This window comes from Micromonospora sp. DT4, from assembly GCF_049841675.1.
In the GTDB taxonomy this organism is placed as follows: domain Bacteria; phylum Actinomycetota; class Actinomycetes; order Mycobacteriales; family Micromonosporaceae; genus Micromonospora.
Window position 1 is genome coordinate 33,913 of record NZ_JBNCKT010000043.1, and the last position, 11,064, is coordinate 44,976.

At 70.3% G+C, this 11,064-nt stretch carries 4 protein-coding genes and 1 pseudogene; 2 read left to right on the top strand and 3 right to left on the bottom strand.

The features are described from left to right. Nucleotides 1–347 precede the first annotated feature (347 nt). Nucleotides 348–2,312, bottom strand: a complete 1,965-nt coding sequence (locus ACLQ24_RS14845; RefSeq protein ID WP_425892067.1) for a penicillin-binding transpeptidase domain-containing protein — start codon at nt 2,310–2,312, stop codon at nt 348–350. A gap of 400 nt (nt 2,313–2,712) precedes the next feature. On the opposite strand from ACLQ24_RS14845, the gene ACLQ24_RS14850 reads away from it, so the two are divergent. Further along, entirely contained in the window at nt 2,713–7,794 is a 5,082-nt protein-coding gene (locus ACLQ24_RS14850; protein WP_425892069.1) for an NAD-glutamate dehydrogenase, read from the top strand. Between the two features lie 73 nt (nt 7,795–7,867). Here ACLQ24_RS14850 and ACLQ24_RS14855 read toward each other — a convergent pair whose 3' ends face one another. Together ACLQ24_RS14855 and ACLQ24_RS14860 are read right to left on the bottom strand one after the other, a co-directional pair. Next, nucleotides 7,868–8,557, bottom strand: coding sequence for a class F sortase (locus ACLQ24_RS14855; RefSeq protein WP_425892070.1), 690 nt, complete (start codon nt 8,555–8,557; stop codon nt 7,868–7,870). Nucleotide 8,558: 1 nt separating this feature from the next. Further along, nucleotides 8,559–9,809: a hypothetical protein gene (locus ACLQ24_RS14860; protein WP_425892071.1), complete on the bottom strand. Its 1,251-nt coding sequence runs from the start codon at nt 9,807–9,809 to the stop codon at nt 8,559–8,561. A 591-nt stretch (nt 9,810–10,400) separates the two neighbouring features. Between ACLQ24_RS14860 and ACLQ24_RS14865 the strand changes: the two are divergent. Further along, nucleotides 10,401–10,991: pseudogene (locus ACLQ24_RS14865) on the top strand (cellulose-binding domain-containing protein); the annotation flags it as partial. Nucleotides 10,992–11,064 lie beyond the last annotated feature (73 nt).

Sequence of the window (11,064 nt, forward strand, 5' to 3'; positions counted from 1 at the left end):
GGTCGATTCTGGGCCGGCTGGTGTGGTGACCGCGGTCGAACCCGTCGGCCCACCCGCCGCAGCCGGCCCAGGCCTGCTACGACGACCGACACTCACCACCGAGCATTCCAGAACCGACACCGCCTGACCACCAGCCGACCCCGACTCCCGCGGCAGCCCCGGGCCGGGCCCTGTCCTGCTCCCGGGTCGGGCCCTGTCCTGCTCCCGGGTCGGGCCCTGTCCTGCTCCCGGGTCGGGCCCTGTCCTGCCCCGGGCCCCTCCGGTGATCAAGAAGTTCGCGTCCTGATTCCGCTCGAATCTCTTGATCACCGCGGGCAGGAGGGCCGGGGCAGGAGGGGGCCAGGCGGTCAGCGGGTGGGGAGGGCGCGGAGGAAGCGTTCGGCGATCGGGACGGCCGTATCAGTGCTGGAGCCGCCCTTCTCCACGAACACGGCGAACGCGACATCGCCCCGCCAGCCCACGATCCACGCGTGCGTGTGTGCCGGGTTGTCGTCGAACTCGGCGGTGCCGGTCTTGCCGTACACCTCGCCGCCCGGAACGTCCTTGAGCGCGCTGGCGGTGCCGGCGGTGACCACCTCGCGCATCATCGCGCGCAATGCCTCGATCGACTGCGGCTTGAGCGGTCCGTCGGTCACGGCCGGCTTGGCCGGCGCCGGGTCGATCAGCAGCTTCGGCTGGATGAAGGCGCCCCGGGCGACGGCCGCTGTGGCGCCGGCCATGGCCAGGGGGCTGACCAGCGTGGTGCCCTGGCCGAACGACGCGGCGGCCTGCTCGGCCGGGCTACCACCGGTCGACACCTTGCCGGTGAAGGCGTCCATCCCGAGATCCCACTGCCCCTCCAGCCCCAGCGAGCGGCCGGCGGCGGCCAGCCCGTCACCGCCGAGCTTCGGGGCCAGCGAGGCGAAGGCCGTGTTGCAGGACTTCGCGAAGTCGGTGCGGAACGGTACGGAGCCCAACTCGAAGTTGTTCGAATTCTTGAAGGACCGGCCGTCGACGGTGAAGGTCTTCTTGCACTCCACCGGGCCGTTCAGGGTGACCGCGCCCCGGTCCAGCAGGCCCAACGCGCTGACCATCTTGAACGTGGAGCCCGGCGGCACCTGCGCGGTGAAGGCCAGGTTCTCGCCGGCCGAGCCGGGGCCGTTCGCGGCGGCGAGCACCGCGCCGTCGCTGACTCGTAGCGCGACCAGCGCGGCGCGGTGCGGCTCGGCGCGCAGTGCCCCGTCGGCCGCGTTCTGGGTGGCCACGTCCAGGGTGGTCTTCAGCGGCTGGCCGGGCTGCGGCTCGCGGCGGAACAGCTCGGTGCCGGTGGGCGCCAGCTTGCCGTCCTCGGCGGGTCGCTCGACAACGACGGTCAGCCCGGGTGCGCCGCGCAGCCGCTCGTCGTAGCGACCCTGCAGTCCACCGTGCCCGACGAGGTCGCCGGCGACGTACTTGTCGGGGTGGGCGGCTAGGTCGTCGGCCTGCGCGTGGTCGACCGAGCCGAGCAGCGCACGGGCGAACTCCCGGGTCGGCGCCAGGTCGAGCTTGTCGGAGTTGAACTTGGTGCCGGGTAGGTCGTAGACGCGAGATTTGATCTGCTTGTAGGCCTCCTCGCGCAGGGTCACGACCTCGATGAAGGCGCCCGGATCCGACTCGGCGACCCGCTTGGGCAGGTCGGAGAGGTCGACGCCGGGAACCAGGGCCGGACGGATCGTCTTGAAGGCCGCGTCGAGATCCTTGACCAGCTTGTTGATGTCGGTGACCTGGTTCGGCTGCACACCCACCCGCACCACCGGGCGCGGCGACACGATCGGTTTGCCCGCCGCGTCCAGGAGGCCGGCCCGGGTGCCGACGTCGCGGCGCAGCCCCAGCCGGTCGCCCTTGGCGAGCTGCTCGTGGAGCACCCGCGGCTCCCACATGACCTGCCACTGGTCGTCGTCGCCCTGGACGAGCCGCAGCTCCCGGTCGTACGTCCAGTGGGCCTGCCCCGGCAGGGACCAGTCCACCCGGATGGTGGTCGTCGCGATGTTCTTGGTGATCTTCGGCTCACCCTGCCGGGTCAGGGTGGGCGGGGTGGCCGCCAACTCGCCGGACAGCTCCTTGATCTCCTTGCTCACCTCGGCCGCCGGCACCTTGGCGCCCGTCGTGTCGACAAGCGCGACCGCCTGCAGGTCGCCGCTGCGCCAGCCGGCGAGGAAGGCGTCGGCGCTGTGCTCCGGCCCGTCGTCGCCGGAGCACGCCGCCAGGAGACCGGCAGTGAGCAGGGACGCGGTGAGCGCGGCTACCCGCCGTGTGCGGTTCGACCCGTGGGGGCGGGGGTAGGACAAGGTCATGAAGCGGTCCTTCCGATCTCTCGTTGCTGGACGGCTCCGAGGGGGAGTTGAGGTTCGTCGTTCCGTCCCCGGACGCGCCGATCGTCCTGCGCCAGTCCTGGCCCAACGGCGGTGGCTGCTTCGAGCAGGTGCAACCGGCTGCTCTGCACGGTAGTACGCGAACGCTGTCCCCAACGTCCCGTGAAGCCCTCTTCGTGTGGAAAGACGGACCGGGCCGGTGTGATGAACATCGCGCGGCGGGGTATCCCTCAACCGGCCAACCTCGGACCCGCAACGGGTGAAAGGACAGAGTCCCGATCCGACGTCCGGCCGGCGGTCCGCTGACGGAGGCGGCAAACGGCAGGCCTAGGCTGGGCGGCAGAGTGACCCACGACGCGGTGGGTCGAGGGGAGTGGCACCGATGGACCGGCGTCCGGCGATCAAACCGGAACCCGACCTCCGGCAGGATGACATCAGCCGGGACGACGACAGCTTCGATGCGGCGACCGACGGGGACGGCTACGGCCGGCTCGACACGGGCGTCACAGGGCTGACCGGGTCGAGCATCGACACCATCTACGATCTGGGTCTGCCGACCGAGGCGTTGGCCGACGACGTGGAGGACGCCGAGCTCGACGAGCCGGTGCCCAACGCGGAGCGGCTGGTGGCCCAGGCCGTCGCGCTCGCCGGGGACGACCACGACGCGGCGACCCTGGTCGGCCGCTTCTGGCGGTTCGCCCCGGACGAGGAACTGGTCGGCTTCACGGCGGAGGAGATGCTCGACGCGGCCCGGGCGCACCGGGACCTCGCGCAGCAGCGGGTGCCCGGCGAGCTGAAGCTACGCATCCACGAGCCGCACGCCGACCAGCACCACACCGTCGTCGAGATCGTCACCGATGACATGCCGTTCCTGGTCGACTCGGTGACCGCGCTGCTCAACTCGTACCACCTCGACGTGCACCTGCTGGTGCACCCGCTGGTGGTGGTGCGGCGTGAGCCGCTGGGCCGCCTCACCGAGGTCTCCGCGGACGTGGAGCCAGACGACGCGATCGCCGGCGACATCATCGAGAGCTGGATGCGGATCGAGATCGACCCGGTCCGCGACGCGGCCGAGCGGGAGCGATTGCGCCGCGAGCTGCAACGGGTGCTCACCGACGTGCGGGAGGCGGTGGAGGACTGGCCGAAGATGCGCCAGCGTGCCCTCGCGCTCGCCGACGAGCTGGCCTCGGCCCGCACCTCGGACAACCGCCCACCGGTGCCGGAGAAGGACATCACCGACTCGGTGGAGCTGCTGCGCTGGCTCGCGCACGACCACTTCACGTTCCTCGGCTACCGCGAGTACCGCCTGGTCGACACTCCCGACGGGAATTCCACGGACCCGGTGGACGGCAAGGCTCTCGAAGCGGTGCTAGGCACCGGGCTGGGCATCCTGCGCTCGGACTCGCCGGACGCCCGGTCGCTGTCGTCGATGACGCACGAGGCGCACGAGAAGGTGCTGGAGAAGCGCCTCCTCATCATCACCAAGGCCAACTCGCGGGCCACCGTGCACCGTTCGGCGTACCTGGACTACATCGGCTTCAAGATCTTCGACGAGTTCGGCGAGGTCATCGGTGAGCGGCGCTTCCTGGGCCTGTTCTCCACCGCCGCGTACCGGACCAGCGTCCGGGAGCTGCCGGTGGTGCGCCGCAAGGTCGCCGAGGTGCTCGACCGCTCCGGCCTGAGCCGGCGCAGCCACTCCGGCAAGGACCTGCTCCAGATCCTGGAGACCTATCCGCGCGACGAGCTGTTCCAGATCAAGACCGACGACCTGTACCACGCGGTGGTCGGTGTGCTGCGGATGGCGGGCCGGCGGCAGCTGCGGGTGTTCCTGCGGCGCGACGCGTACGGGCGGTTCATCTCCTGCCTGATCTACCTTCCCCGCGACCGGTTCACCACGCAGAACCGGCTGCGGATGCAGGACATCCTGCTGCGGGAGCTGAACGGCGTCGGGGTGGACTACACGACCCGGGTCACCGAGTCGATGCTCGCCCGGATCCACTACATCGTCCGTACCGACCCGACCCGGCCACCCGGCGAGATCGACGCCGACCTGCTGGCCGAGGAGCTGGCCGACGCGACCCGACTCTGGGACGACGACTACCGGCTGGTGCTGGAGCGCAAGCTCGGCGACGAGCAGGCCAAGCACCTGTTCGCCCGGTACGCCGACGCGTTCCCGGAGGGCTACAAGGACGGGCACACGCCGTACGAGGCGATGAAGGACCTGGCCAAGCTGGAGCTTCTGGAGGAGCCCGGCCAGCTCGAGATGCACCTGTTCCGCAAGCAGCTCGCGCCCCGGCCGGGGAGCCGCGTGCCGGGCGCCGACCTGCCCGATGAGATGAACGTGCGGTTCAAGGTCTACCGGTACGGCGAGCCGATGATGCTCTCCGCCGTGCTGCCCGTGCTGCACTCGCTCGGCGTACGGGTGGTCGACGAGCACCCGTACGAGGTGGACCGGATCGACGGTCGGGTCTACCTGTACGACTTCGGCCTGATGCTGCCCGAGGGACACCACGAGCTGGCCGAGGTACGCCCGCACGTGGAGAACGCGTTCGCGGCGGCCTGGCGCGGCGAGGCCGAGGTGGACCGGTTCAACGAGCTGGTGCTGCGTGCCGGGCTGACCTGGCGGCAGGTGGTGGTGCTGCGGGCGTACGCCAAGTACCTGCGGCAGGCCGGCACGGTCTTCTCACAGGACTACATGGAGCAGACCTTCATCGCGTACCCGAAGCTCGCCAGCCTGTTGGTGGAGCTGTTCGAGACGCGGTTCGCGCCGGGCGAGCTGAGCGCCGAACAGCGGCAGCAGCGCAGCGGCGAGCTGGTGGAGACGATCCGGGGCGCGCTGGACGACGTGGCCAGCCTCGACCAGGACCGCATCCTGCGTTCGTACCTCACGTTGATCGAGGCGACCCTGCGGACCAGCTTCTACCAGAAGCCGGTCGGCGGGCGGCCGAAGGCGTACGTGGCGTTCAAGCTGGACCCGCAGGCCATCCCGGACCTGCCGGCGCCCCGGCCGAAGTTCGAGATCTTCGTCTACTCGCCACGGTTCGAGGGCGTGCACCTGCGGTTCGGGCCGGTGGCCCGAGGCGGGTTGCGCTGGTCCGACCGTCGGGAGGACTTCCGGACCGAGGTACTGGGCCTGGTCAAGGCGCAGATGGTGAAGAACACGGTCATCGTGCCGGTGGGCGCCAAGGGCGGCTTCGTGCTGAAGCAGAAGCCGGGCGACCGGGACGAGGCGGTCGCCTGCTACCAGGAGTTCGTCGGCGCGATGCTGGACGTCACCGACAACATCGTCAGCGGGCAGATCGTGCCGCCGGAGGACGTGGTCCGGCACGACGGCGACGACCCGTACCTGGTGGTGGCCGCGGACAAGGGCACCGCAACGTTCTCCGACATCGCCAACGAGATCTCCCTGGCGCACAACTTCTGGATGGGTGACGCGTTCGCCTCCGGTGGTTCGGCCGGGTACGACCACAAGAAGATGGGCATCACCGCCCGGGGCGCCTGGGAGTCCGTGAAGCGGCACTTCCGGGAGCTGGGCCTGGACACCCAGTCCCAGGACTTCACGGTGGTGGGCGTCGGCGACATGTCCGGCGACGTGTTCGGCAACGGGATGTTGCTCTCCGAGCACATCCGGCTGGTGGCCGCGTTCGACCACCGGCACATCTTCCTCGACCCCGACCCGGACGCCGCCACCTCGTACGCGGAGCGTCGGCGGCTGTTCGACCTGGCCCGCTCCTCCTGGGAGGACTACAACCCGGAGCTGATCTCGGCCGGGGGCGGCATCTTCCCGCGCACCGCGAAGTCGATACCGATCACGCCGCAGGTCCGGGCGGCGATCGGCCTCGACGACGACGTCACGCAGCTGTCGCCGCAGGAGTTGATGAAGGCGATCGTCACCGCTGAAGTGGACCTGTTCTGGAACGGCGGCATCGGCACGTACGTCAAGGCGTCCACCCAGACCAACGCCGAGGTGGGCGACAAGTCCAACGACGCGATCCGGGTGGACGGGCGCAACCTGCGCTGCCGGGTGGCGGGCGAGGGCGGCAACCTGGGCTGGACCCAGCTCGGCCGGATCGAGTACGCGTTGACCGGTGGCCGGATCTACACCGACTTCATCGACAACGCGGCCGGTGTGGACACTTCCGACCACGAGGTGAACATCAAGATCCTGCTGAACACCGCGGTGGCCGACGGCGAGCTGACCACCGCCGAGCGGGACGAGCTGCTGGCCGGGATGACCGACGAGGTCGCGGAGCTGGTGCTGCGGGACAACTACGACCAGGCTCGGGCGATCAACAACGCTCAGGCCCAGGCCGCGTCGCTGCTCCCCGTGCACCGTCGGATGATCAACGAGTTGGAGCGGTCCGGCGCGTTGGACCGGTCGCTGGAGGCGCTGCCGCCGGACGAGGAGCTGGCGGTCCGCAGCGAGTCCGGGCTGACCGCGCCGGAGTTCGCCGTGCTGCTCGCGTACGTGAAGATCGTCCTTGAGCGGGAGATCCTCACCGACGGGTTGGCCGACGAGGACTGGACGTCCGAGGTCCTGGTCAACTACTTCCCGACGCCGATGCGCGAGCGGTTCGCCGACCGGATGGGCCGGCACCGGCTGCGCCGCGACATCGTGACCACCGTGCTGGTCAACGAGGCGATCAACCGGGGCGGCATCTCGTTCGTCTTCCGGGTCGTCGAGGAGACCGCGGCCAGCGCCGCGGACGTCATCCGGGCGTACGTGGTGGTCCGCGAGGTGTTCGGGCTGCGTGACCTGTGGGACGCGGTGGAGGCGCTGGACAACAAGGTCTCGCCGGAGTTGCAGACCAGCGTCTACCTGGACACCCGTCGGCTGCTCGACCGTGCCGTGCGCTGGCTGGTCACCAACCGGCGCTCGCCGATCGACGTGCCGACCGAGATCGCCCGGCTGCGCGACGGGGTGGCCCGGCTGCTGCCGGGGATGGAGGAGCTGTTCTACGGCAGCGAGCGGCAGGGCATCGCGGCGCACATCGACTCGATGACCGAGCGTGGGCTGCCCCGCGAGCTGGCCGAGCGGGCGACCCGGCTGATGTACAGCTTCGGCCTGCTGGACGTGGTGGAGACCGCGACTCGCAGCGGGCGGGACGTCGGCGAGGTGGCCTCGGTCTACTTCGTGCTCTCCGACCTGTTCCGGGTGGACTCGCTGCTGTCGAAGATCTCCCTGCTGCCGCGGGAGGACCGCTGGCAGACCCTCGCGCGGATGGCGCTGCGCTACGACCTGTACGCGGCGTTGGCCGCGCTCACCGCGGAGGTGCTCGACTCCACTCCAGAGGAGTTGCCGCCGCACGAGCGGGTGCAGCAGTGGGAGCAGTCGAACGCGACGTCGATCCACCGGGCCCGCCGGGCGATGGGGGAGTTCGACGAGTCGCGGGCGGATCTCGCTGCCCTGTCGGTGCTGCTGCGGCAGATCCGCACCCTGGTGCGAACCTCCGCCGCCGCCTGATTCGGTACGCCGGACACGGTCCGGCCGGTCGGAGTGACCCCGACCGGCCGGACCGCTTTCGGGTACGTCCGCCTCACGCCGCCAGGGTGGCGAAGACGACGACGTTGTCCCGGTAGCTCCGCACCGCCTCGTCGAACTGGCCGCCGCAGGTGACCACCCGCAGGCCGGGCCGGTCGTTCGGCCCGTACACCAGCTCGGTGGGGAAGGACGTCTTCGGGTACGACTTCACCGAGTCGACCCGGAACGTCGCCGGCTGACCGTCGGCCCGCCGCACGGTGATCGTGTCACCGGGCACGAGCGAGCCGAGGTCGAAGAAGACGGCCGGGCCGAGCTTCGCCGAGTCCACGTGCCCGACGATGACCGCGTTACCGGTCTCGCCGGGGCTCGCGCCCGGCTCGTACCAACCAGCCTGGTCGGCCTGCTCCAGCGGGGGGACCTGGACCGTGCCGTCCGGGTTGGTGCCGAGCGACATGATCGTCGCGTTGACGCCGATGCGGGGGATCTCGATGGTGGTCGGGGCGGACCGGGTGAGCCCGGCCGGGGCGGCCTCCCCGTCGATGGATGGGACGTCGCTGTCGGCGACCGCCGGCCCGGTGACCTGGGGACCGGCCTGGGCCAGCGGCTGCGGGGGGCGGGGAGCGGGCGTGGTCTTCAACGAGGCGCCGATCATGCCGGCGCCAATCATGGCGAGGGTGACGACGACGGCCGCGCCGGCGGCACGCCACGGTCTCCCGTGACGGCCGCCGGCCCGTGTCGCCGTCACGTCAGACGAGCGAACCATCGGTCCGCCGACGACGCATCAGCACGATCCCGCCGAGCGCGGCAGCGCCGAGCAGGCTCGCGCCACCGGTGGCCAGGCCACGGTCGGTGCCGGTGCTGACGCCGCCGTCACCACCGTCGACCCCGCCGTGGGGCAGGACGACCAGTTCGCCTTCGCCGCACGAGCCCTTGAGCTCGTAGCGACCCGGCTTGGCGTCCTTGTCGACCTTGGCCTCGCCGTAGTACACGAACTCGCGTTCCTCGGACTCGCGGCCGTTCTCGCCCCGGCCGTGGTCGCGTTCCTCGGACTCGCGGCCGTTCTCGGAGCCGTACTCGTCGTCGGAGCCGTACTCGTGGCCCTTGGACTCCCAGCCCTTGTCCGAGCCGTACTCGTCGTCGGAGCCGTACTCGCGGCCCTTGGACTCCCAGCCCTTGTCCGAGCCGTACTCGTCGTCGGAGCCGTAGTCGTGGCCCTCGGACTCGCGGCCCTCGGACTCGCGGCCCTCGGACTCGCGGCCCTCGGACTCGCGGCCCTCGGACTCGCGGCCCTCGGACCCGCGGCCCTCGGACTCGCGGCCGTTGTCGGAGCCGTACTCGTGGCCCTTGGACTCCCAGTCCTTCTTGTCCTCGTCCTTGGACTCCCAGTCCTTCTTGTCGCGGCTGTCGTCCGCGTCCTGGCCGTGCTCCTCGCCCTTCCAGTCCTTGCTGTCCTCGTCGCCGGAGGCGTCGGCGGCAGCGCCGCCGCCCTGGCCACCAGGCTGGGCGTCGTCGGCGGCCGGCTGCTCGTCGTCGGCGTTCTCACCCTTGCCGTTCTCGTCCTTGCCCTCGTGGTCCTTGCCCTTGTCGTCCTTGCCGTGCTCGTCCCTGCCGTTCTCGTCCTTGCCGTTCTCGTCCTTGCCCTCGTGGTCCTTGCCCTTGTCGTCCTTGCCGTGCTCGTCCTTGCCCTTGTCGTCGTGGTCGTAGGAGTCCTCCTCCTCGCTCCACTCGCCGCGGTCCTCACCCCGGTCGTCCCGCACCGGCTTGAGTTCGACCTTGCCGGTGACCTTGGACCACACGTACGCGTGCTCCTGCCGATCCGGGCAGATCTCGAGGAGCTTGACCTCGTCGCCAGCCTTCACGACGTGCGGCTTGGCGTAGACCTTGCCGTCCTCGTCGTGGTGCCCGTCGGCGAACGCGATCCCCGGCGCGAACACCAGGAGCGACGCGCCGCCGAGCGCGGCGCCCGCAACGACCTTCCCGAGCATCTTCTTAGCCATGACCTGCGTCACTCCATCCCTGTTGTCCTGAGCCCGGCGACAACCGAGCTAAGACCGACGTTAGACCGTTTCATGACGTATGAAGGGAAAGATTCGCGTTTTGACCTTTGCTGGTGGTAAGCGGCTAAAGAGTGCTACGCGGCTTTCTCGGCTCGCAGTGCCGTCTCGGGTCTCGCGCGACCTTGCGGGTGCCCCGCGCTGTTGTCGACCCGCAGTGCTCGACCCGCAGCGGTCATCCCGTAGCGGGCGACAGGTGCCGCTCGCGCTGCTCGGGGGTATCGTCCGAGTTGAGGGGGGCCAGCGCATCGAGCCATTGCCATGGAAGCGCTCCCATGTAAGAATCGGCGCACGCGGTTCGGGGAGCCACTCCGCGCAGGCAGGTCGTCGAGGGCATTCGGTTCACCGGACGACAACCGGCCGCCGATCGGTCGGCTCGCGTCGGCCGATCATCACCACCACCACCACCGCCCGTCCGGGTCGGGCGCCCCCCCAATGAATCCCGTGGCGCCGGAGGCCGTCCGTGCAGGACGCCCGCCGGGCCGTCTCGCCGGGCCGTACGCGAGCCCGGTCTCGCCCAAGGAGATCAGTGGCATGAATGTGTGGAGAAGGCCGTCCGGCCCCCGCCGGACCCTCGCGCTCGCCGGCGCGGGCGTTCTGGTCGCCGGCGGGCTGGTGACAATCCCGGTTACCGCGGCTCAGGCCGCAACGCAGTGCGACATCGCGTACACGAGCAATGACTGGCAGGGTGGCTTCACCGCCAACATCACCATCAAGAACCTTGGCGACCCGGTCAACGGCTGGACGCTCGGCTGGACCTTCCCCAACTCCAGCCAGCGGGTGCAGCAGGGTTGGTCGGCCACGTACACCCAGTCCGGCAGCCAGGTCACCGCCCGCAGCATGTCCTACAACGGCACGCTCGGCACCGGTGCGACGACGAGCATCGGGTTCAACGGCGCGTGGAGCGGCAGCAACCCGAAGCCGACGTCGTTCACCCTGAACGGTGTGGTCTGCAACGGTGGTACCGGTAACCCGACCACCCCGCCGCCCACCACGCCCCCGCCGACCACGCCTCCCCCCACCACGCCTCCGCCCACGACCCCTCCGCCCACGACGGGGCCGCCGCCGACCACCCCGCCCCCCGGGGTCAAGGTCGACAACCCGTACGCCGGTGTTCCCGGTTATTGACCAGTAACCCAAAGGTGCCGTGGTTAGCCGGCTGCGTAGCGGACTTCTGGCTTGCCGAACAAGGCTTTCA